A 20698-nucleotide genomic window follows, 5' to 3' on the forward strand; every position below is an offset into this window, starting at 1 on the left:
GATGGCCGAGGGTGACCCGCTCACGACATACCGTGACTACTTGCGGTGCTTGAATACGCGACGGTGGGACGATCTTCGACACTTCGTCTCGGATGACGTCATGCACAACGGAGTACGGCTGGGACTCAGCGGCTATCGGGCGATGCTGGAGAGTGACACCCGAGCGGCGCCGGACCTGCAGTTCGTCCCGGAGATCCTGATCGCCGACAACCAGGTCGTGTCCTGCCGGCTGTTCTTTCAGTGCACTCCACACCACGTTTTCTTGGGTTTCGAACCGACGGGTGGGCAAGTGTCGTTCGCGGAGCATGCCTTCTACAGGTTCGAAAACGGGCGGATAACCGAAGTGTGGTCTGTGATCGACAAGGAAGCCGTTCGCGGGCAGATCGCTCACGAGAAGTAACGCCGACGGTGACGTGGTCGAGTTCCGGTTTCAAGCAACGTCTGGTCAGCAGAAGAAGAATTGACGTGGCCCGACTTGTCGGGGTGTGCCCCTAGCATTCGGCTCGCTGAGCCCTTCCGCCGTGATCCGGCGGCACTCCCGAGGAGAGGTCCCGATGAGACTGGTTTCGATCCGCATCATCACAGCCGACGTGAAACGAATGGTCGGCTTCTATGAGATGGTCACCCAAGTCTCCGCCATCTGGGGCAACGAGCTTTTCGCCGAGATTCCGACATCGGTCGGAGCGCTGGCCATCGGTAGCGACAAGACCGTTCCCTTGTTTGGGCAGGGATCTGCTGAGCCGGCGGCCAACCGGACCGCAATCATCGAGTTCATCGTCGACGACGTCGACGCCGAGTACGAGCGACTTCGCGAGCAGATCTCCGAGGTGGTGACCGAGCCGACGACGATGCCGTGGGGAAACCGTGCACTGTTGTTCAGGGACCCCGACGGAAACCTCGTTAACCTCTTCACCCCGGTCACTGATGCGGCGCGCGCCAAGTTTGGGACATGACTTTGGGATCTGACATTGAACGCCGGCGCGGTCGAGTTCCGGTTCCAGCAACGTCAGGTGGGAAGGCCGGCGCCCAGTAGCTTTCCTCGCGATTCTTGGAAATCGGCTACGAATCGCGTCTCCTCCCTGATGATTTGGTGATGGAGAAGTTCGATCGCGGCGGTCCGGTGCACTTGTCGGTGATTCCGAACGACCTGGGAGCGTTGACCGCCAATCCGGTTCCCGCGGTTGACCTTTGATGGTGTTTAGCCCCGAGGCGCGGGCGAGCTGACCAAAACTTGTCGTACCCCGTTGCGATGATGGGGTTATGTCTTCGAACGCAGCATCCACGGCCACGATGCCGAAGGACCGCCTGGCGGAGTTGTTCGAGGAGTTGGCGGAGTTAGCCGGTCAGCGGAATGCCGTTGACGGGCGCATTGTGGAGATCGTCGCCGAGATCGATCGCGACGGGTTGTGTGGGATCACGGGGGCGCGGTCGGTGACGGCGTTGGTGGCCTGGAAGCTGGGTTTGTCTTCGACCACCGCGCATACGATCACCGCGGTGGCGGGCCGGTTGGCGGAGTTTCCGCGCTGTGCGGCGGGGATGGCCGAGGGGCGGTTGTCGCTGGATCAGCTCGGGGTGATTGCCGGGCGGGCGGGTGAGGGTTCTGATGAACACTATGCGGAGTTCGCCCGCTGCGCGACGGTCAATCAGTTGCGTACCGCGGTGAGGTTGGAGCCGCGTCCGAAGCCCGATCCGCGCCCGGCCCCGTCGTCTGCGATCAGCAAAACCTCGAACGAGGAGTCCACGACGTGGCGGATCACCCTGCCTCACAGTGAGGCGGCGACGTTCGAGGCGGCACTGGCAGCGCATCGGGAGGCGCTGATCGCCCAATGGAAACGCGATCGCGGCGACAGTGCCTCTGAGACGGCACCGCCGATGCCCGACACGGTCGAGGCGTTTCTGCGGCTGGTCGAGGCCGGCTGGGATGTCGAGGCGACCGCCCGCCCGCACAGCGCGCACACCACGGTCGTCGTGCACCTCGACGTGGACAAGCCTGCCGCCGCACTGCATCTGGGCCCGTGGCTCAGCGAGGCTGAGCGCCAGTACCTGACCTGCGATGCGACCTGCGAAGTGTGGTTCGAACGTGACGGGCAGCCCATCGGCGCGGGCCGCACGACCCGCCAGATCAACCGGCGGCTGCGGCGCGCTCTGGAACACCGTCACCCCACCTGCGCAGTGCCTGGCTGTGGGGCGACTCGGGGCCTGCATGCCCACCACGTCCGGCACTGGGAAGACGGTGGCCTCACCGAGCTGATCAATCTGGTCTTGGTGTGCCCGTATCACCACCGCATGCACCACCGCGGGCTGATCACCATCAGCGGCGACGCCACCGACCTCACCGTCACCGACGAAGCCGGGCAAACCCTCGGCGCGGCGTCGCTCGCGCGCCCACCCACCCAGCCCCCGCCCGACGTGCCGCCGTGGCCCGGGCCTACCGGCGAACGCGCCGACTGGTGGTGGTACGACCCCTTCGAACCCAAGCCACCACCAAGCAGCAATTAGGCTGATTGACAACAGCTTTAGATCGAAGCTGAAGACAGGGGCAGCGGCAACTTCGTCCGGCTCGCGGAGCAGAAGCCCCGAACAGGGCGACAGCGTGTCGCCGGTGCGATGACTTCCGCTGAGCGCGCGGGTCTATATGAATGGAAACCATGTCGACGGAGGGGAACTTATGAGCCGGAGTTCGCGATGGGCACGCTGACCTACACCGCGTCGGTGTCTATCGACGGCTACGTCGCCGACGCGGCGGGCGATTTCCAGTGGTCCGCACCGGGTGACCCGGTCTTCGCCGCTCACATCGAACGGATGGCCACGGTCTCCACAGAGGTGCTGGGCCGCAAGACCTATGCGCTGATGCAGTACTGGGAGACCTTTCCGGACGAAGACGACCATCCGGCTGCCGACCGAGAGTTCGCCAGGCGCTGGCGCAACATCGAGAAGGTCGTGGTGTCTTCTACGCTGCGTCGCGACGAACTCGGCTCGGAGCGGGACCGCCTGATGCCCCGTCTGAGCTTGGACGAGTTGAAGCAGATCGTCGACGGCGCGCCCGGGGTGGTCGAGATCTTCGGACCGACCGTCGCGGGCCCGGCGATCGCCGCAGGGATGGTCGAGGAGTTTCACTTCTTCGTGATTCCGAAGATGGTCGGCGGCGGCCTGAGGGCACTGCCCGACGGCGTCCACCTCGACCTGAATCTGGTTGAGCACCGGATATTCGGAGACGGCGCCGCATACTTGCGATACCGTGCTGGCGAAGGCGCTGTGCCGGCGACGGATTGAACGACGTAATGCGCTCGGACGGTTAGCTATTCGGCACGCGGCCCAGCCGAAAACGGGCGGCGGTCACACCGCACGCATCAACGATGGCATGGGCGATCAGCACCTGCCGCAACCCGCCGGCCTTCCACGAGGCAGCGGTCATCGCCGAACCGACCACGGCCGAACCGGCAACGAACCGCCCTCGTCCGAGCGGTGACGGCAGAATGAGTTGCGGCACGTAATGCCAGATCGAAAACCCGAGCAGTGACAACGTCTGAGCCATTCTGGGTCGGTCTTCGAGTTCGCGCATGAACACTCCACGCCAGAGCAACTCCTCACCCGTCGCATTGATCATCGCGCTACCCAGCATGACGAGCGCGGTTGCCGTGTCGATGTCCCTGCGGTACGGGATCAGCTGTGTCACAACGCCTCCCGTAGCTGGCAGCGCGAGCAGTACCAGATGGTCGCGGGGGAGTCGCCGACCTGCTGTGAGAAGCCGGACCGCGTGCCGCGCCCCGAGCAAGCACACGGGGACTGCCAGGCACCAGGCGATCCAGTAGACGGCGAAGCCGACGTTGTATGCTGTCCGCTCCGGCATCCGGCGAGCCAGCGCGGTGAATACCGCCGCCATCGTCGACGGCACGGCGACCGGAATGATCGTCACTATGGCGCTGCGGCGCCGGGAATGTGACCACTCAGTCATCAGCCGGCGTTGTGACGTGCCGGCGCTAACGCTCTGGAGTCGTCATCAGTATGCAGGGCAACGAGATTGAGTGCGCTCAGGCGCTCTGAACGGCAGAGGTGGACGGAGTCGGCGCGGGCGTGCTCGGAGCGGTCGGAACTTTGCTCGGGACGCTGGGCGGGGTGAGGGAACCGTACTGCGGGCAGTAGGCCTGGATCGCGGCACCGGTGAAGTAGGCGGCGTTGAGCGCCGGCCAGTTCGTCGCGTTGGTGACCTTGGTGGTCAGTTCGGCATTGCTGGTGCTGGGGTTGTCCTTGAGCGATCCGCAGACAACGGTTTTCGCGACCTGGATCGCTTTGTCGGGAGCTCCGAAATTCATGCCGGAGGTGCTGAGGTTGGTGATGAACGCGTCGTCGGTCGCGTCCGCGTAGGCCGGCGCAGCCAACCCCACGGAAAGGACTAGCAGCGCTACGGCTCTGGCCACGACCATGGCGTGCCCTCCCTCGACGAATTCGGCGTCCGGCGATCCCCGGCGGGCGTGACGCGGTTATTCGGCATTTTAACGGAGGGCGCTGCTCGGTGCCTGCTTCTTGGCTGTAGGCGGCGCTAGAGTTGGGCGGTGGTCTACGGGGACCGCGCCGAGGCTTCGGGCGAGCCTGGTCGGCGCGCTACTGAGAAAAGCCATCGCGACGCGGAGTTCGCACGCCGCGAGAGGGATCTGTCCAGACGCGAGCGCGTCGCCGACGAGCGAGAACGCGTAGCCGACGAGCGCGACCGAATCGCGGACGAGCGCGAGCAGACCGCCGATGAGCGGGAGTTGCGTGCGGACGAACGGGAGGGCGCTACCGCAGAGCGAGAGCAACGGCGACAGCAACGCGTCAAGGAGCGGGCGGAACGTGAGCGGGCCGCGGCAAGGCGGGAGGACGCCGAAGTCAGGCGTGCGATGGGTGAAGTGCGGTGGCGCGGGGACGACGTCCTGTAGCAATTGACGGCCCTCGATACTATGGTCGAATGCAACAGACCGTCGAGTGCTGGCTAATGTCGGTGCTGATGACGGAATTGGCCGGTGGGCGGTGCGATCCGACGGGTTTTCGCTGATGAGCACGGTATTACTCGACACCAGCGACCTCAGCGAAGTCGAAGCGGCGGTAAGTGCCAGCTATTCGCAAGTGAGGCTGGGTCGCCTGGCTCACGGGGACAGTGTGCATGCGCGGATAGCGCGGTCGCATCTGGGTTCCACGCCCGTCGACGAAGTCAGCTTCGGCCTCGACGTGAGCTACCAGATGGAGCCGTTGGACACCATCCTGCTGGGGCGGGTGTACGCGGGCGCCATGTCCGTGGACCAGCCGGGCCTCGAGTCGAAATTCTTCGGCCCCGGAGAGGTGACGGCCGCCGGCGCTCTGGAGGCACTGCCAATGTTCGGCACGGTCTCGCACTGCCGATATGTGCTGGTTTCCGTCGCAAGGAGCGCGTTCGACGAGATCGCCGCGAGCGTCGGGCTCAATGACGGTGCACCCGTGCGACTTACGGCCAATGCCGCACTGACAGCTGAGGCCAACCAGTTCCTCACCCATGCCGTGGACCATGTCTGTAACGACATCGTCGCGAATTCGCAAGTGGCCCAGAGTTACTTGGTTGTCGGCGAAGTGCGGCGCTTTCTCGCCGCGAGCATGCTGGCAACGTTTCCTCATACGGCGGTGCTTGAGCCGACGATCGAAGATCGTCATGACTCGACGCCGGTGTTGCTGCGGCGCGCGATCACGTTCATCGACGACAACGCCCAACATGACATCTCGTTGGCCGACATCGCGCGCGCTGCCTGCATCACGCCTCGGGCGTTGCAGTACATGTTTCGCAGGCACCGTGACTGCACGCCGACGGAGTATCTGCGGCGAGTCCGACTTCACCACGCGCATTTGGACCTGCTTGAAGCCAGCAGCGATGTCTGCACGGTAAGCGCGGTCGCTGCCCGGTGGGGATTCGCTCATCTCGGGCGCTTCGCGGCGTTCTACCGCCGCGAATACGGCGAGAGCCCGCAGGCCACGCTTCTTCGCTGACGGCAACGACTTTGGTGATTGAGCTGTCGGAAGGAGGGCACGTATGCGGTCCAAGCGCATCACGCCCAATCTGCGGGTGGCGGACATCGAGGCGACGAAGAGCTTCTACTCCGACTACCTCGGGCTCAGCGATGAGGAGTTCAACATGGGTTGGGTCGCCCGCTACACCGACCCCGGCACGGGGGTGAACGTGCAACTGGTGACCGGGGATGCGACGGCCGGCGATGATTCAGTCATATCGGTTCACACTGATGACGTCGAGGGCGCCTACGAGGAGGCTCGGCAACGCGGCTACGAGATAGTCCATCCGTTGACGACGGAGCCGTGGGGGGTGCGCCGGTTCTTCGCGCGGGCCCCTGACGGGAACGTCCTCAACATCGTCTATCACCGCGACTGAAGGGGCAGTGACAGTTCCGCTGGTATTCGTTCGGAGCGATCGCAGTGGATCTCCGACCAGCGCCCGTTGCCGTCGCTGACCTGCTCGATCGGCGCACCCTCCGTCGGTAGCTGCGGCGCCCGCACGATTTGTGGTCTGGGCCACGTCCGATACCAGAATGTAACCGGTGAAGCAGCGATTATCGGCCCTTTCTATGTGCTGGATGTGCAATAAGAACATTGCTACATCAAACTCGTCTGTTGCATTGTAGCACTTCAAAGACGCTCTGCGAGGCGCTGCGGTATTTGCCAGATAATATCTGCATTCACAGTAACCACTTCTGTTTCAATTTATAGATTATTGCGTGACATCGGTGCGGTATACGCAGGTCAACAGACATATTCGAATTCGCGTGATTAGCACCACAAATTTTGATTTCCTATGCATATGGTCGGTAGGTTTCTGGCCATGATTGCTCTAGCAACGCTGTTGGCGCTCGTTAATCAGGTCTCCGGCACCCCGTACATTCCGGGTGGCGATTCTCCTGCTGGGACCGACTGTTCAGGGCTCGCGTCGTGGGTCGCAAATGCTGCGGCCGATCGACCGGTTTTCGGTAGCCGGTTCAACACCGGCAACGAGGAGTCCGCTCTGGCGGCCCGCGGCTTTCAACACGGCACCGCACCCAACGCGGTGGTGATCGGCTGGAACGGCGGTCACACCGCCGTGACCCTGCCCGATGGCACCCCGGTGTCCAGTGGTGAGGGTGGCGGCGTCCGTATCGGCGGCGGCGGCGCCTACCAGGCACAATTCACCCATCACATGTTCCTGCCGGTGGAGGATGTCGACCTTCCTGAAGGTCTGTCGGCTCCGGACGCACCCGTTGAGCTGGTAGACGCCATCGCTCCCGACCCGGGTCCGGAAATGCTTCCGCCGGCACCTGAGGTGCTCCCGCCGGCACCGGAACAGGCACCCGAGCCGGGCCCGGCGCCCGACCCCGGAATGGCAGATTCCTGACCATTAGTGCGACTCAGATCACAAACTAACTGACAATCGCAGCCACGCCCGCGATGCGTAATTGTGGATCAGATCACAATGCGCTACGGGTGTGGTTTGCGTCATTAATATCGCAATTGCGAGCAATCGATTACAAGGCTAGGAATACCACTTTTCGGCGGAAAGTATGCGCGGTGAGTTGACGTTCGATTCACGGTGAGCCACACGGTCGATGCCTGGGCCGCGACGCCGTCGGTTCGTACCGCTGTAACGGCGGCGCGGGGGCGTTTCGAGATTGCGGCTGTGGCTGCGATTGGCCCGGAGACCACGACCGCTATCGCAATCTCGCTGTCAATGACCGCCACTAACCGATTACCGCGATCTCCTTGCCCAGCTCATAGCCCGGCGCCAAGGGCAGGGTGTCACCACTCCAGAACTTGCCGGGGTCGAACCAGTTGGTGTCCTTGTCGGTGAGCAACAGCCCCATCTCCTCGTAGGTGATGGCGACCGTCTCCGCACAATATGCCGTGGATAGCCCCATCTTGCGCTGTTCCGTCCGACGGCGTTCGGTGTGTTCTCGAACCTTCCTCTCTACCAACGGAATTCCGCGGAACCAGTCGTTGATGGTGGGCAGCCGGCCGCGCAGCCAGCGGCCGGTCAGCTTCGCGGTGGTAGGGAACGCCGTGCCGTCCATCCGGGCGATCACCCGCAGCAGTTCGTTCTCCTGCTTGTGATTGGCGTGCGGGGCCAACTGTCGGAGCCAGCAGCGCTGTTGGTACCGCCCGGTCCACTGCAGGAACACCTCCCGGGCGTCGTTGAGCTGAACCCCGCGGTGATTGGTGCCCGTCCACATGTCGACGAGCTTGTCGCCCAACTCGGCATGCCAGATCAATGGTGGCAGGTCGTCGATGGCCACCGTCATTCCCACGTGGTTCACCGGAGCGTTCGTCAGCGTCTGGATCGCGCGGTCGGGTCGTGAACCGCCCCGAAACAGCCACAGGTCGCCGGTCCGGGTCTCGTCGAGCGCCTGATCCAAGGTGAGCATGCTGGAGTTCACGCCAAGCACTCTAAAGGGCGATAGCCTGTGCCGATGCGCAACGTTTGGAAGTGGATCGGCCTGGCCGGAGTGGCGGGCGTCGTCGCCGGTGGTGCGCTGGTCGTGCGTGATCAACGGAAGCGCCGTGCTTACACGCCCGATGAGATCCGGGCCCGGTTGCATCAGCGGCTGGCCGACTCGGATACCGAAGGCTACCGGTCGCGTTCGGGTTCGGGCTCGGCCTCGACGGCGAACAACCGGTAGCTGCCGGAGAACCCTTTCAGCTCAACTTCGCGTCCGTCGTCGAAACGGATGTCGTCGCAGTCGTGCACCGCGTCGCGGACGGGTTCGCTGACCAGGATCTGTCCGCCGACGGCCTGTCCGGCGACGCGGGCGGCCATGGCGACGTTGCGGCCGAACAGGTCGTCACCGCGGCGCACCGAACGACCCATGTGGATGCCGATCCGCACGCGAATTTCCGGATGCCGCTTGCGTTTTGCCTCCTTGTGCAGCGCCTGCTGCAGGTCCATGCTGCAGCGCACCGCCTGCTCCGCCCGCGCGAAGGCGACCATGAATCCGTCGCCCTGGCTCTTGACCACATGGCCGGATTGCCGCTGCACGAGTTGATGCATCAGCTTGTCGTGCGCGCCGATCAGCTTGACCCATGCGCGGTCGCCGATCTTCTCGTTCAGCGCGGTGGACTCTTCGATGTCGGAGAACAGGATCACCACCCGGCCGTCCGGCGTGACCCGGGCCAGGTCGGGTCGCTCCACCTCGGCCCAGTCGGCCAGGTCTTCGATCGAACTGCGTACCGCGGCACCGAAACCTTCTTTGCGCATCAGGTTCGCGGTATTCCACACCGTCTTGACGGCCTCGCGGCCACCGGACCACAGCCGATTGCGGACATCGGCCCGCTGCTGCAACTCCTCGACCTCGCGGCGGCTGCGTTCCAGCAGGCGCCACAGCGCGATCAGCCCCCCGGCCTCGATTACCGCGATGCCGGCCAGCACGTAGATCACCACATGCAGCGCATCACCCATGCCCACCATCCTGACAGGCCGCCTTGCGGTGTTTAGGGTTGAGTTCGGCCCTCGCGGGGAAGCACCACCTCAAGCAACCGGAACCACCTGATGGACTTGAAGGAGAAGCAGCCGATGCAACTGGGCATGATCGGTCTCGGCCGGATGGGCGCGAACATCGTGCGCCGCGTGGTCACCGGTGGACACGAATGTGTGGTGTACGACCACAGCGCTGAGGCTGTCGAGGCCATGGCGGGGGAGGGCGGCATCACCGGGGTGTCCTCGCTCGCGGAGTTGCGCGACAAGCTCACCGCGCCGCGGGTGGTCTGGGTGATGGTGCCCGCGGGAACCATCACCACCGGGGTGATCGACGAGCTGGCCGACACACTCGAGTCCGGCGACATCGTCATCGACGGCGGGAACTCCTACTACCGCGATGACATGAAGCACGCGAAGTCGTTGGCGAAGAACGGTATTCGGTTACTCGACTGCGGTACCAGCGGCGGCGTGTGGGGCCGGGAACGCGGCTACTGCCTGATGATCGGCGGCGATCCGGACGCGTTCGAGCACGCCGAGCCGATCTTCGCCACCGTCGCACCCGGGGTGGACGCGGCCCCGCGGACTCCGGGTCGCGAAGGTGAGGTCGCCCAAGCGGAGAAAGGCTATCTGTACTGCGGCGAGGCCGGCGCGGGGCACTTCGTCAAGATGGTGCACAACGGCATCGAGTACGGGATGATGGCGTCGCTTGCCGAGGGCCTGAACATCCTGCGCAATGCCGACATCGGGACCCGCATCCAGCAGGGTGACGCCGAGACCGCGCCGTTGTCCAATCCCGAGTGCTACCAATACGATTTCGACATCCCCGATATCGCCGAGGTGTGGCGTCGCGGCAGTGTGATCGGCTCGTGGCTGCTCGACCTCACCGCGATCGCACTGCACGATTCGGCTGACCTGTCCGAGTTCTCCGGCCGCGTGTCCGATTCGGGCGAAGGCCGGTGGACGGCCATCGCCGCGATCGACGAGGGCGTGCCTTCGCCGGTGCTCACCACTGCCCTGCAGTCGCGCTTCGCGTCGCGGGACCTCGACGACTTCGCCAACAAGGCGCTGTCGGCCATGCGAAAGCAGTTCGGCGGTCACGCGGAGAAGCCGGCCAACTAACGGCGCGTTCTCCCCACCGAGCGTGAAATCTACGACGCCGCAACGGCTTGGATTCAGGCGGTGGCTGCAACGAATGTGGACGGGTCTGAGAGTAGTCGGTCGAGTTCTTCGGCGGGTGTGCGCCAGCCGAAGCGTTTGCGGGGTCGTGCGTTGAGTTCCGCGGCGACCTCGTCGAGCCAGCCGGGGCCGTAGAACGACAGGTCGGTGCCTTTGGGGAAGTACTGGCGTAGCAGGCCGTTGGTGTTTTCGTTGGTGCCGCGTTGCCAAGGGGTGTGTGGGTCGCAGAAGTAGATCGGCAGGCCGGTGGCCTCGGTGATCTGGGTGTGCAGGGCCATCTCGCTGCCTTGGTCCCAGGTCAGCGAGCGACGCAGGACCTCCGGGATTTCGGGAATCTTGGCGGTCATCGCCTCGGCCAGGGTGGCCGCCGTGTGGTCACCGGGCAGCCTGAGCAGCACCACGAATCCCGTGGTGCGCTCGACCAGGGTGCCGATCGCTGAGCCCGAGGCGGTGCTGCCCAGGATCAAATCCCCTTCCCAATGTCCAGGGATCGCGCGGTCATCGGCTTCGGCGGGACGCTCGCTAATGTTGATCATCCCCTTGAGCTTGCCTACGCCAGTTTCGCTGCGGCCCTGTGGCTTTCGCCGAGTCCTGCCGGTACGCAACGCGGTCTTGACCAGCCGGGCCAGCTCCCCGCGCGGCTGGACATACATCGCCTGATAGATCGTCTCGTGTGACACCCACATCTCCGGATCGTCGGGGTAATCTTCGCGTAGCCGGCCCGCGATCTGCTCGGGGCTATGGTTCTTCTCCAACCGTGCCACCACCTCGGCCAACAGTGCAGGCCTGGACTCAAGGTGACGCAGTTTGGGGCGCTTGCGGTTGGCCTCAGCCACGTCCTGGCCGACCCTGGCCCGATACCCCGAACCGGTCATCCCCTTGACCACCTCGCGCTCGATGGTGTCACGATGGCGGCCCAGCCGCTGCGCCGCGTCCCGCGGGGCGCAGCCAGATTCGAGCAACTCCTCAAGTCGGCACCGTTCGATGAACGTCAACGGCGCGCGCGGTCGACGCGCCGCATCGATCTCAGCTTCGGCGCAGGGTCGGGTTCTGGGCACATAACCAGCCTGTTTGACCCAGATACGGGCCCGGGTGAGCGACACGCCGGCGTGCACCGCGGCCTGCTCGGGGGAATCGCCCGAATACATCGCTGCCCAAAACGCTTCCCGGACAGCAGCCGCGTACCGAATCCCATGATGTCGGGCCACCGGCGGATACCCCGCGGCCCGAGCCCATTTGTTGCCCGTAGTGTGCGACACCCCAGCCACCGTTGCCGCCGCCGTTCGCGACAAACCCGACCTGACACCCTCCAAGAACACGGCCCGCGCCGCATCCAACTCCGCCTGTTTGCTACTCAAACCTGCCAACGACACCAGACAACACCCCTAAACCGATCAGGTGTTGCAGCGACCACTTGAGTCTGAGCGGCGAGTCGCGTCGTGAGGTTCACACTCGGCGGTGAAGGGGGCGGGCTAGGGCCGCTCGACGAACGCCACCACCGCGTCACTGAAGGCGTCGTTGTCGTCACCCGCGGCGGTGTGCCCCGCGTTGGAGAGTTCGACGAACTCCGCGCGCGGCACCTGGGTCAGAAAGTGTTCGACGCCTTCGAGACTGACGACGTCGGACAGCTTGCCGCGGATCAGCAACACCGGGATCGAGAGGTTGGCCGCGGCTTCCTCGAAGGCTTCGGTGCGCAGTTCCGGGTCGTCCCCGGGTTTGGTCATGAACGCCGGATCCCAGTGCCAGTACCAGCGTCCGTCCCGTAGCCGCAGGTTCTTCTTGAGCCCCTCGGGGCTGCGCGGCTTGGTGCGGTAAGGCAGGTAGGCGGCCACCGCGTCGGCGGCGTGCTCCAGTGAGTCGAAGCCGTCGATGTTGGTCATCATGAACTCGCGGATACGGGCGCTGCCGTTCTTCTCGAACCGGGGCACCACGTCGACAAGCACCAGCTTGGTCACCTGCTGCGGCCCGGCCCGGTCGGCGACCAGGATGCCGGTCAGCCCGCCCATGCTGGCGCCGATGATCACCACCGGGCGGCCGATCGTGTCGAGCACCTGCATAACGTCGGCGGTCAGCGTCTCCACGTCGTAGTCGGCGTCCGGTGCTCGGTCGCTGTCCCCGTGCCCGCGGGTGTCCAGCGCGATGACGTGGTACCCGTCGTCGGCCAGAATCTGCCCGGTGTTCTTCCAGGAGAACCGATTCTGACCTCCGCCGTGCAGCATCAGGATGGTGGGCCGCTCGCCCGAACCGCCGCGGTTCCACTCATCGGCGACCAGCGTGATGCCGTCTCTTCCGGCGAACTCCACGGTCGCCGCGTCGCTCGTCATAGGCATGAATCTCCTTCGGTTGAGACCAGGTACGCGGTGATGACTTCGGCGAGCATCTCGCGGTCCCGAGTGCTGTCCAACGGCTTCGGCCACGTCAGCTGCACCGCTACCAGGCCGCGGATGGTGGCCCAGATGAGATTGCCCAGCCGTATGGCCTGGGCCGGCGCGACACCGGCGCCCAGATGCTCACCGATCTCGGTCATCCGGGCGGTCATCGCGGCCAGGTGGGCGTTGGCCTTCGCGGTTCGGGCACTGCGGGTGGCGATCAGTATCTCCAGCGCTGCCATCGAGGTCGGGCTGGAGAAGGCGCGCCACACCGCGTCGACCACGAAGGCCGGCCGGTCCTGCGAGGGGATCTGCGCTGCCTGCGCTGGCAGCTGATCGAGGGTCTCCAGTAGATCGGCGAAACCCTTGTCGAGCACCGCCATCAGGATGCCGTTGAGATCACCGAAGTGGTATTGCACGACGCCCCAGGTCAATCCGGCGCGTTCGGTGATCTGCCGCACGCTCGGTGGGGCGAAGCCCTCTTTGAGGATGTACCGGACGGCTTCGTCGATGACGGCCTGGCGGCTGCGTTCGGCGCGGGCCTGTCCGCCGCCGGGGGGTCTGCGCGGGGCGGTCAACGCATCACGCCGTGGAGGTGATCGAGTGGCCGAAGATCGTGAGCGGCCAAAATGCCGCTCGGAGCCCGACATACGGCGTCGATCAGGTTGACGACGCGCGCCGCGGTGGCGATCACGCCGCCCTCGTTATGGTCGATCTCGCCACCGAGATGGGTGTTGATCTCCACACCTGGACTGCCGGTCACCACCACCCGGTGCACGCCGGCGCGGCCGTCGGGCGGATAGGCCCAGTCCGGTGCGGTGCCCGGGCCGAGCCGGTTGACGTGCTCCATGGTGATGACGACCTCGCCGTCGCGCAGGCCCTCGACGCCGAACCGTACGGCGGCGACCTGCCCCGGTTCGACGTGCATCATCGTGCAGTCGATCGGTTCGGGCGTCACCCACTTCTCGCAGCGCTCACGCACCTCGTCGAGTTCGACTCCCAGGTCCCGCGCCAGGCTGCGCACCTGCACGCCCCACATCGACGTCAGCACACCGGGCAGAAACATCACCGGCGTGTGGTCCGGGCTGGTGCCGAAACCGAAACTGGCACCGGTGAATTCGGCGTCGTCGTAACTGGCGTAGTCGCAGATCTCCTGCACCGTGATGGTGGTCGCGCGCTCGGTCAGGCTCAACGCCGTGTAGGCCAGGGTGTCACCGGAGTAGCCGGGGTCGACTCCGTTGATGTAGAGCGTCGCGTCGCCGTCCGCGCAGGCCTGCCGCAGGGGTTCGCGCAGCCAGTCACCGGCCTGCTCAGGAGCCACCATCCACACGAATGACGAGCCGACGACATTGATGCCGGCCCGCAGAAACCGGCTGATCTCCGCGATGGCCTCTTTGGGCCGGGTCTCGGCCTGCGAGGTGTAGACGACGCAGTCGGCGTTCAGCGCCAGCAGAGCCTCGGCATCGTCGGTGGCCGTGATGCCCGTCGGCCTCTCGAGCCCGCACAGTTGCGCGGCGTCGCGTCCGACCTTGTCGGGCCTGGATGCGTGCACACCCACCAGTTCGAACTCAGGGCGCTCGATGAGCATGCGCAGCGCGTGCCGGCCGACGTTTCCGGTCGAGTACTGGATGACGCGCGTCATGAGAGCACCGGGGGCACCGGCCACAGCGGTGCGCTCATCTCGGCCCAGGAGCGGTAGTGACCCGGTTGCCTGCCGGCGCGGATCGCGTCCATCCGGGCGTCCAGCTGCGGAGAGTTGTTGCCGTCGCGCAGGATGTCGAACATTGCGGCAGTGGCCATCTGCACATCGAAGATGTCGCGTTGCCACGACCAGCTGCGGTGGCCGCTGTACTGAAACCAGCTGCCGCCCAGCCCCTGAATCTCGTACGGCCCCCCGCGGGGAGAACTGAACGTGGACAGCTGGCGCCACAATCCGAACGCCTGTCCGGACCGGTCGTCGAAAAGCACTGTCTGGTAAGGGTATATCCAACCCTGGAAGCCCAGCATCTCGGTGCCCAGCGCCAGATCGCGGATCTCGTCGCGGCCGTTGGCCATGAAATGGTCGGTCGGTGCATAGGACCATCCGTAGCTGGCGTGGGGCTCATAGAATTCCGCCATCGCGCTCCAGTCGCCGGCCTCCTGGGCGCGGCGGTTCGCGTCGAGCCAGTCATCCCAGAACGCGTCGAACTCGGCACGGTCATACGCCATGGGCGCTCCTCACATCAGGTCGGTGATGGTCTTCAGTCCCGCGTCGTACAGCACGCCCGGCAACATGCCCCCGTCGATCTCGATGGTGGTGCCGTTGATGAAATCGACTGTGCCCGAGGCTAAGAACACGACGGTGCGGCCCACTTCGGCGGGCTCGCCGCCCCGCTTCATCGGGACCTTGCGGAAGTATTCGGCGCCGGTCGGGTCGTCCTTTGGCAGCACGAAGGCGCGGAAGTTCTCGGTGATGGTGGGGCCCAGCGCCACACAGTTGACCCGGACTTTGGGTCCCCATTCCTGGGCCAGCGATCGGGTCAGGTGGTTGAGCCCGGACTTGGCCGCCCCGTAAGACACCAACGTGGGCGCCCCCGCGGGGTGGCCGGCGCCGCTGGAGATGTTGACGATGCAACCGGTGCCGTCCTGGGTCTTCATCTGCCGGTAGACGCGGATGGCGAACCACAGTGGGCTGATCAGGTTCATCTGCACCGCGAAGGCGTGGAACAGCGCCGTGCGCTCGAAGTCGTCGGCGCTGCGCGGCGCGCCCTGAAGTCGTTGCACCAGTTCGGGAATGTCTTCGACGTGCGGTGCGGGTACCGTGCCGCCCGCGTTGTTGACCAGGATGTCGATGCGGCCGTAGTCGGCGACAACCTGCTGTACGAAGCTGTCGATCGCGGCGTAATTGCCTTGGTCACAAACCAATTGGGCACAGCGGCGGGACCACGCCGGCTCTGTGTCGGCTCCGGGCAGCCCGTCCAGCGGGGACCGGGAGCACCCGATGACGGTGGCACCCGCGCGCAGCAACTCATGTGCGATACCCACGCCGACGCCGCGACTGGTTCCGGTGACGACGGCGACTTTGCCGTCCAGCAACCCCACCAGCAGATAATTACATCCGTAATCTTTCTGGGCAAGTCCGATGAGTTTGCGGCGCCAGTGCGGTCTACCGGTCAAAGACCCCGACAGCTAGGAGACGCACATGCCGGCGATCACGCCCTCACTGTGGTTCGACAACAACCTGGAAGAGGCGGCCGAGTTCTACACCTCGGTGTTCCCGAATTCGAAGATCGAGCAATTGAACCGGACCACCGAGGCGGGACCGGGCGAGCCCGGGACGGTGCTCAGCGGCTCTTTCGTGCTGGACGGCACCACCTTCATCGGCATCAACGGCGGTCCCGCGTTCACCTTCAGCGAGGCCGTTTCCTTCACGGTGCACTGCAAAGACCAGGACGAGGTCGACTATTACTGGGACCAGCTGACCCGCGATGGCGGCGAGGAATCGCAATGCGGTTGGCTGAAGGACCGATTCGGGCTGAGCTGGCAGATCGTGCCCGACCGGCTGTATGAGTTGGTGGCCGATCCCGACCCCGCCCGGGCCACCGCCGCGACCAAGGCCATGCTCGGGATGCGCAAGATCATCGTCGCCGACCTGGAGGCCGCCGCCGCGGTGTGAGTTCACCCGGTGATCTGGTCGATCCATTCGACCGTCGCCTCGATGATCGGCGGCACCTCGTCCGGATCGTCGCAGCCGATGACCATCAGCGTCGACTCGGCGACCGTCGCGATCAGGACGCGGACCATCAACTGGTTGCGGGGGGAGGTGTCCAGTTCCAGCACCTCCATCCAGTTGTGCAGGACCGAAGCCAGGCGCTTGCGGCGGGTGACCTCGAAGCCGGGAGGCGTGTCCCCCGACGACAGCACCCGGGCCGCGTAGCGGTTCTCCCACATCCCTGCCAGGTACGCCCGCACGTGGAGTTGGAAGACGTGCCGCCGGTCGGGCGCGGAGGTGCCGAGTCCGCCCACGGCCGCCTGGATGCGTCTTTCGACGGCGTCGGCCATCTGCTCGAAGATCGCCAGAAACAGCTCGCTCTTGCCGCCGAAGTGGTGGTAGATGCTGCCGATGCTGGCGCCCGAACCGGCGACCACTTCGGCGATCGTCGCCGCGGTGAAGCCCTTGGTGGCGAACACCTGGGTCGCCGCGTCCAGGATGCGGCGCTGGGTCGCATCGGTCTTGGCCCAGCGCCGGGCCCGTGCCGTTGAAGTCATGTCTGTCATCAGCCGACCGCCTCCGGGAGGATTCGCAGGGTGGGTAGTTCGAGTCGGGTTTCCGACGTCGTCATGGCCCGCGCGGACATCTGGGTCAGTGGCAGCCCGCCCAGCAGGCCTTCCGGACGGACACCGCCCAGGGGCCGGACCGTGACGCCGGTTGTGCCTGCTGGCAGTGCGGTGGCCCGGGTGAGAGCCGGTGCCGCTGACGCCCAGGCGCGCGGCACGGACAGTGCCCCGACGCCGGCCGCCTTGCCCAGGCCGGCCGACACCGTGCCGGCGAGCGATGCCGGGCTCACCGTGCCGGTGACTACCGGAGCCAGGGACGACGCGATCTGACTGCCGACGGCGGCCGCCGCGGGGAGCAGGCCTTTGAGGTTCGACATCATCGACATTCCCAGGCCCGCCAGTGCGGTGGTGGCGAAGAAGGGGGTGCCGAAGATGCTCATCACGGTCTGCAGGTCGCTCACCCAATCGGGGAGCCCGCTCCAGCCGAGGCCGGCGAGCGCACCGGGTATCGCGCCGGTCAGCTGGGACAGTGCGCTCGCGATCTCGGAAGCCACCGAGGCGATACCGGTTTGGGCGGCCGCCTGCGTCGGCGGTCCGGTGAAGGGGGTCAGGGTGCTGGCGGCGGTCGAGGCGGCGGCGTAGGTGTACATCGCCGTCGAGTCCTGCGCCCACATCTCGCCGTACTGGGCTTCGGTGGCAGCGATGGCCGGGGTGTTCTGGCCGATGAAGTTGGTGGCGGTCAGCGCCGCCAGTTGGGCGCGGTTGGCGGCGATCAGCGCCGGTGGGACGGTCATCGCATAGGCGGCTTCATAGGCTGCGACAGCTGCCCTGGCCTGGCCGGAGGCCTGCTCGGCCTGGTTGGCTGTGGCGGTGAGCCACCCGAGGTAAGGCAGGGCGCCCGCGGCCATGGCCGTCGCGCCGGCACCCAGCCACGGGCCGCCGATCAATTCGGTGATCACGGCTTCGAACGAACCCGCAATGGATTCCAGATCGGCAGCCAACTGCTCCCAGGCCGCCGCGGCGGCGATCATCGAGCCGGGACCCGGCCCGGTGTACATGCGTGCGGAGTTGATCTCCGGTGGTAAGGCGGCGAACGACATCGTTGCTGCTCCTCCCTCTGCGCCCTTGCATCAAGGCTCCCGTGGGGACGTGCTGCCGTCTGTCGACCGAGCGGCTACAACCGGGAGGAAATTCGTGTCCCCCGATCGACGGGCTTCTTGTCCCCCTGATGGCCGGTTACGTTGGACGGTGCGGGCTGTACACGGCGAACAGGAGTCGAGTTGTCTGAACCACGGTGGATCGACGTGAAGGGCTCCAACGGTGACCTCAAGGCACTCACCTGGGGCCCCGCCGACGGCCCGATTGCGTTGTGTCTGCACGGCTTTCCTGACACGGCCTACGGTTGGCGCAAGTTCGCGCCGCGACTGGCCGAGGCCGGCTGGCGGGTGGTGGCGCCGTTCATGCGCGGATACGCACCGTCCTCGATTCCGGTGGACGGCAGCTACCACGTCGGCGCCCTGATGCACGACGCACTCCGGGTCCGGACGGCAGCTGGTGGTTCCGAGCGGGACGTGGTGATCGGTCACGACTGGGGTGCGATCGCCGCCACCGGGCTGGCCGCGATGCCGGACAGCCCGTTCGCCAAGGCGGTGATCATGTCGGTGCCGCCGTCTGGCGCGTTTCGTCCGCTGGGCCGGCTACCCGACCGCGGGCGGCTGGCCGCCGAGCTCTCACGTCAGTTGCTGCGCAGCTGGTACATCAGCTACTTCCAGCTGCCGTTCCTGCCCGAACGGTCCGCATCATGGGTGCTGCCGCTGTTGTGGCGGCGATGGTCGCCGGGCTACCACGCCGAGGAGGACCTGCGCCACGTCGACGCCGCGATCGGGACGCCGGAAAGCTGGCGCGCGGCGCTGGGGTATTACCGCGCCACCATCCGCAACACCCGTCCGCCGGCGCAGTACGCGGAGCTGCACCGGTACTGGACCGAGCCGCCGAAGCTGCCGACCCTGTACCTGCACGGTCGTGACGACGGCTGCATGACACCGGCTTTCGCGCACTGGGTGGAACCCATCCTGCCGCCCGGCAGCGACGTGTCCATCGTCTCCCACGCCGGTCACTTCCTGCAGCTCGAACAGCCCGACAAGGTCGCCGAACTGGTGCTGGCGTTCATCGGCTCACCCGGCACCCGAGATCCCGGTTAGTTGACGCCCGGGCAGCGGATGGCCGCCGTCGACGCGCAGTTCTACTGGATGTCGGCCAAGATCCCCAACGACGAGTTCCTGCTGTACGCGTTCGGCGGCGAACCCTCCGATCCTGAGGGGGCGGTGGCGCAGGTGTTGCGCCGGGCCCGGGGATGTCCCGAGTTGCGGTTGGTTGTCCGGGAGGACAGCCGGGTGCGCTATCCGCGCTGGGTGCAGGCACCGATCGAACCGCGCCGGGTCGCCCGGCACGAGCTGTCCGACGGGAGCTGGGCGGGTTGCCTGGACGCCGTCGTCAAGCTGGCGGCCGAGCAGCTGGATATTCGCGAGAAGCCCTGGCAAATACACGTTTTCGCGTCGGTGCACGGCATCCCGGGGGTCCGGGGGCAGGTACCGTGGCGGTGCTGCAGGTCGCGCACGCGCTGGCCGACGGCGCCCGTGCGTCGGCCATGGCGGCGTGGCTGTTCGGCCGGCAGGAACCAGTGCCGGCCGTGCGGCCGCGGGCGGGATTCCTGCCCTGGCGGGGCATGGTTGCCGCGCGCGCCCACCGCCGGTTCGTCCGTGACACCGAGGGTGGATCGTTGGCTCCGGTGCTGGGGTCGCGGCCGTTGCTGCCCACCAACTCCGAACCGGCGGGTCCGCGGGTGATGCGCACACTGACGCGCCGCCGCGGGCAACTGAAGGGTCCGACGGTCACGGTCGCGGCGCTGTCGGCGATATCCACCGCGTTGTCGGATCTGCTGGGCCCGTCCGCGGCGTCACTGGCGGCCGAGGTGCCCATGGCCAAGCCCGGTGCGCCTTTGGGCTTCAACCACTTCGGCAATATCTTGGTGGGCCTGTACCCGGAACTCGGCCACGACGCCAGGGTGCAACGCATCGCCGCAGACCTGGCCAACGGCCGTCGCCGCTTCGGGCATCCAGCAACCCGCGCCTCCGACGAAGCCTTCGCGACCGTACCCGCCGTGCTGTTGCGTTGGGGGGTAAGTCAATTCGATGCGGACGTGCGGCCAGAGCAGGTGTCGGGAAACACGGTGGTGTCCAGCGTGCACCGCGGCGCCGCCGATCTCAGCTTCGGTGGCGTTCCGGTGGTGCTGACGGCCGGCTATCCAGGCCTCTCGCCGGTAATGGGCCTCACCCACGGCGTGCACGGCATCGGCGACACGATCGCAATCAGTGTGCACGCGGCGGAGTCGGCGGTCCCGGACGTGCAGGACTATCTGCGGCTACTGGATGCTGCCCTGTAA

Annotated in this window: 23 protein-coding genes and 2 pseudogenes; 13 read left to right on the top strand and 12 right to left on the bottom strand. The window is 66.0% G+C overall.

Going from position 1 to position 20698, the window contains the following annotated elements:
• The first annotated feature begins 1 nt into the window (after nucleotide 1).
• From ACNQS7_RS26730 to ACNQS7_RS26745, 4 genes are all read left to right on the top strand, one after another.
• On the top strand, nucleotides 2-400 hold the full coding sequence (locus ACNQS7_RS26730) for an ester cyclase (RefSeq protein ID WP_418014909.1): 399 nt from the start codon (nucleotides 2-4) through the stop codon (nucleotides 398-400).
• A gap of 154 nt (nucleotides 401-554) precedes the next feature.
• Nucleotides 555-953, top strand: a complete 399-nt coding sequence (locus tag ACNQS7_RS26735; RefSeq protein WP_418014910.1) for a VOC family protein — start codon at nucleotides 555-557, stop codon at nucleotides 951-953.
• Nucleotides 954-1260: 307 nt separating this feature from the next.
• A complete protein-coding gene (locus ACNQS7_RS26740) occupies nucleotides 1261-2499 on the top strand; it encodes a DUF222 domain-containing protein (RefSeq protein WP_418014911.1) in 1239 nt (412 codons plus the stop codon).
• Between the two features lie 186 nt (nucleotides 2500-2685).
• The gene (locus ACNQS7_RS26745) at nucleotides 2686-3273 is read left to right on the top strand and encodes a dihydrofolate reductase family protein (RefSeq protein WP_418014912.1); all 588 of its coding nucleotides are present in this window, start codon (nucleotides 2686-2688) and stop codon (nucleotides 3271-3273) included.
• A 22-nt stretch (nucleotides 3274-3295) separates the two neighbouring features.
• On the opposite strand, the gene ACNQS7_RS26750 is transcribed toward ACNQS7_RS26745, so the two are convergent.
• Both ACNQS7_RS26750 and ACNQS7_RS26755 read right to left on the bottom strand, forming a co-directional pair.
• A complete protein-coding gene (locus ACNQS7_RS26750; protein WP_418014913.1) occupies nucleotides 3296-3955 on the bottom strand; it encodes a CPBP family intramembrane glutamic endopeptidase in 660 nt (219 codons plus the stop codon).
• Between the two features lie 76 nt (nucleotides 3956-4031).
• The gene (locus ACNQS7_RS26755; RefSeq protein ID WP_418014914.1) at nucleotides 4032-4424 is read right to left on the bottom strand and encodes a DUF732 domain-containing protein; all 393 of its coding nucleotides are present in this window, start codon (nucleotides 4422-4424) and stop codon (nucleotides 4032-4034) included.
• 129 nt (nucleotides 4425-4553) lie between these two features.
• On the opposite strand from ACNQS7_RS26755, the gene ACNQS7_RS26760 reads away from it, so the two are divergent.
• The 4 genes and pseudogenes from ACNQS7_RS26760 to ACNQS7_RS26775 all read left to right on the top strand — a co-directional run.
• Nucleotides 4554-4916 (top strand): hypothetical protein, encoded by a 363-nt coding sequence (locus ACNQS7_RS26760; protein WP_418014915.1) that lies wholly within the window; start codon nucleotides 4554-4556, stop codon nucleotides 4914-4916.
• Between the two features lie 115 nt (nucleotides 4917-5031).
• The gene (locus tag ACNQS7_RS26765) at nucleotides 5032-5991 is read left to right on the top strand and encodes a helix-turn-helix domain-containing protein (protein WP_418014916.1); all 960 of its coding nucleotides are present in this window, start codon (nucleotides 5032-5034) and stop codon (nucleotides 5989-5991) included.
• Between the two features lie 43 nt (nucleotides 5992-6034).
• Nucleotides 6035-6388 (top strand): VOC family protein, encoded by a 354-nt coding sequence (locus tag ACNQS7_RS26770; protein WP_418014917.1) that lies wholly within the window; start codon nucleotides 6035-6037, stop codon nucleotides 6386-6388.
• A 391-nt stretch (nucleotides 6389-6779) separates the two neighbouring features.
• Nucleotides 6780-7321 (top strand): annotated as a pseudogene (locus tag ACNQS7_RS26775) (hypothetical protein); the annotation flags it as partial.
• A 403-nt stretch (nucleotides 7322-7724) separates the two neighbouring features.
• Here the strand turns inward: ACNQS7_RS26775 and ACNQS7_RS26780 are convergent.
• Nucleotides 7725-8405, bottom strand: coding sequence for a guanylate cyclase (locus ACNQS7_RS26780; protein ID WP_418016165.1), 681 nt, complete (start codon nucleotides 8403-8405; stop codon nucleotides 7725-7727).
• A 45-nt stretch (nucleotides 8406-8450) separates the two neighbouring features.
• On the opposite strand from ACNQS7_RS26780, the gene ACNQS7_RS26785 reads away from it, so the two are divergent.
• Nucleotides 8451-8660 (top strand): hypothetical protein, encoded by a 210-nt coding sequence (locus tag ACNQS7_RS26785; protein ID WP_055576280.1) that lies wholly within the window; start codon nucleotides 8451-8453, stop codon nucleotides 8658-8660.
• On the opposite strand, the gene ACNQS7_RS26790 is transcribed toward ACNQS7_RS26785, so the two are convergent.
• Nucleotides 8609-9445: an adenylate/guanylate cyclase domain-containing protein gene (locus tag ACNQS7_RS26790; RefSeq protein ID WP_418014918.1), complete on the bottom strand. Its 837-nt coding sequence runs from the start codon at nucleotides 9443-9445 to the stop codon at nucleotides 8609-8611. The two genes, ACNQS7_RS26785 and ACNQS7_RS26790, sit on opposite strands and share 52 nt — an antisense overlap.
• A 105-nt stretch (nucleotides 9446-9550) precedes the next feature.
• Between ACNQS7_RS26790 and gnd the strand changes: the two genes are divergently transcribed.
• The gene (gene gnd / locus ACNQS7_RS26795) at nucleotides 9551-10573 is read left to right on the top strand and encodes a phosphogluconate dehydrogenase (NAD(+)-dependent, decarboxylating) (RefSeq protein WP_418016166.1); all 1023 of its coding nucleotides are present in this window, start codon (nucleotides 9551-9553) and stop codon (nucleotides 10571-10573) included.
• Nucleotides 10574-10626: 53 nt separating this feature from the next.
• Here the strand turns inward: gnd and ACNQS7_RS26800 are convergent, their stop codons facing one another.
• From ACNQS7_RS26800 to ACNQS7_RS26825, 6 genes are all read right to left on the bottom strand, one after another.
• Entirely contained in the window at nucleotides 10627-11778 is a 1152-nt protein-coding gene (locus ACNQS7_RS26800; protein WP_418014653.1) for an IS30 family transposase, read from the bottom strand.
• 324 nt (nucleotides 11779-12102) lie between these two features.
• Nucleotides 12103-12954: an alpha/beta fold hydrolase gene (locus ACNQS7_RS26805; RefSeq protein ID WP_418014919.1), complete on the bottom strand. Its 852-nt coding sequence runs from the start codon at nucleotides 12952-12954 to the stop codon at nucleotides 12103-12105.
• The gene (locus ACNQS7_RS26810) at nucleotides 12951-13577 is read right to left on the bottom strand and encodes a TetR/AcrR family transcriptional regulator (RefSeq protein ID WP_418014920.1); all 627 of its coding nucleotides are present in this window, start codon (nucleotides 13575-13577) and stop codon (nucleotides 12951-12953) included. Before ACNQS7_RS26810 ends, ACNQS7_RS26805 begins: the two co-directional genes overlap by 4 nt.
• Entirely contained in the window at nucleotides 13574-14641 is a 1068-nt protein-coding gene (locus tag ACNQS7_RS26815) for a dihydrodipicolinate reductase (RefSeq protein ID WP_418014921.1), read from the bottom strand. The genes ACNQS7_RS26810 and ACNQS7_RS26815 overlap by 4 nt, the downstream gene beginning before the upstream one ends.
• Nucleotides 14638-15207 carry a nuclear transport factor 2 family protein gene (locus tag ACNQS7_RS26820; RefSeq protein WP_418014922.1) on the bottom strand — a complete coding sequence of 190 codons (570 nt, stop codon included), beginning with the start codon at nucleotides 15205-15207 and terminating at the stop codon, nucleotides 14638-14640. The genes ACNQS7_RS26815 and ACNQS7_RS26820 overlap by 4 nt, the downstream gene beginning before the upstream one ends.
• 9 nt (nucleotides 15208-15216) lie before the next feature.
• Nucleotides 15217-16080 carry an SDR family NAD(P)-dependent oxidoreductase gene (locus ACNQS7_RS26825; RefSeq protein ID WP_418014923.1) on the bottom strand — a complete coding sequence of 288 codons (864 nt, stop codon included), beginning with the start codon at nucleotides 16078-16080 and terminating at the stop codon, nucleotides 15217-15219.
• A gap of 100 nt (nucleotides 16081-16180) precedes the next feature.
• Between ACNQS7_RS26825 and ACNQS7_RS26830 the strand changes: the two genes are divergently transcribed.
• Nucleotides 16181-16654 (top strand): VOC family protein, encoded by a 474-nt coding sequence (locus ACNQS7_RS26830; protein ID WP_418014924.1) that lies wholly within the window; start codon nucleotides 16181-16183, stop codon nucleotides 16652-16654.
• Nucleotides 16655-16656: 2 nt separating this feature from the next.
• Here ACNQS7_RS26830 and ACNQS7_RS26835 read toward each other — a convergent pair whose 3' ends face one another.
• Complete coding sequence (locus ACNQS7_RS26835) at nucleotides 16657-17256, bottom strand: TetR/AcrR family transcriptional regulator (protein ID WP_418014925.1); 600 nt, start codon at nucleotides 17254-17256, stop codon at nucleotides 16657-16659.
• A complete protein-coding gene (locus ACNQS7_RS26840; RefSeq protein WP_418014926.1) occupies nucleotides 17256-18356 on the bottom strand; it encodes a PPE family protein in 1101 nt (366 codons plus the stop codon). The genes ACNQS7_RS26835 and ACNQS7_RS26840 overlap by 1 nt, the downstream gene beginning before the upstream one ends.
• 180 nt (nucleotides 18357-18536) lie before the next feature.
• On the opposite strand from ACNQS7_RS26840, the gene ACNQS7_RS26845 reads away from it, so the two are divergent.
• Nucleotides 18537-19457: an alpha/beta fold hydrolase gene (locus ACNQS7_RS26845; protein ID WP_418014927.1), complete on the top strand. Its 921-nt coding sequence runs from the start codon at nucleotides 18537-18539 to the stop codon at nucleotides 19455-19457.
• An 18-nt stretch (nucleotides 19458-19475) separates the two neighbouring features.
• Nucleotides 19476-20698 (top strand): annotated as a pseudogene (locus tag ACNQS7_RS26850) (WS/DGAT domain-containing protein).

It is taken from the genome of Mycobacterium sp. 23 (assembly GCF_048287075.1).
In the GTDB taxonomy this organism is placed as follows: Bacteria; Actinomycetota; Actinomycetes; order Mycobacteriales; family Mycobacteriaceae; genus Mycobacterium; species Mycobacterium gordonae_B.